Source organism: Enteractinococcus helveticum (assembly GCF_001657475.1).
In the GTDB taxonomy this organism is placed as follows: domain Bacteria; phylum Actinomycetota; class Actinomycetes; order Actinomycetales; family Micrococcaceae; genus Yaniella; species Yaniella helvetica.
This window is the reverse complement of sequence record NZ_LXEY01000051.1, coordinates 1-464: the sequence shown is the minus strand read 5'-3', so window position 1 is coordinate 464 and position 464 is coordinate 1. Positions and strand designations below refer to the sequence as shown.

Genomic DNA, 464 nt, shown 5'->3' with positions numbered 1-464 from the left:
GGTGCTAAAGTATGTGCTTCTAAAATGAAGACTATTTTTTATTACAAGAAAATGTATCTAGTAAACTTAAAGTAGCAAGACCTAATAAATTTAATGCATGTTGTGCACCTTTTTTACCTTGGCCAGCTTCGAAATGTTTGTAAGCAGCTACACTTAAAATGCCTATCGTTGATAGTGATGCAAGGCGAGAAATGTTTTTATTGATAAAGCTAGCTGAGTATAAAGCAGCAGTAGTTGCTTCTGCAATGCCGACGTATTTTACAAGTTCTTTTTGCAAGCCAAAAGTATGTTCAAACAGTTCAATCATACCCTTATCTTCTTGCAATTTAGGTTTACTGGCTTGGTATAGCTCTTTCGCAAGTTTTAAATTCGTTGCGTAACGCAAAATCATATTTAATTCCTCCCAATATTTGATTTTTTGTGAAAGATGATTACTTTATCATTTTTACCCGTTTCTATAAAAA

At 33.0% G+C, this 464-nt stretch carries 1 protein-coding gene; it reads right to left on the bottom strand.

What is annotated here, in order from left to right; genetic code table 11:
• Nucleotides 1–31: 31 nt before the first annotated feature.
• Nucleotides 32–391 carry a hypothetical protein gene (locus tag A6F49_RS14455; protein WP_000603480.1) on the bottom strand — a complete coding sequence of 120 codons (360 nt, stop codon included), beginning with the start codon at nt 389–391 and terminating at the stop codon, nt 32–34.
• Between the last annotated feature and the right edge of the window lie 73 nt (nt 392–464).

Excerpts from the sequence above, each read along its gene's own strand:
- A6F49_RS14455 (WP_000603480.1), bottom strand. The coding sequence starts at position 391 with ATGATTTTGCGTTACGCAACGAATTTAAAACTTGCGAAAGAGCTATAC.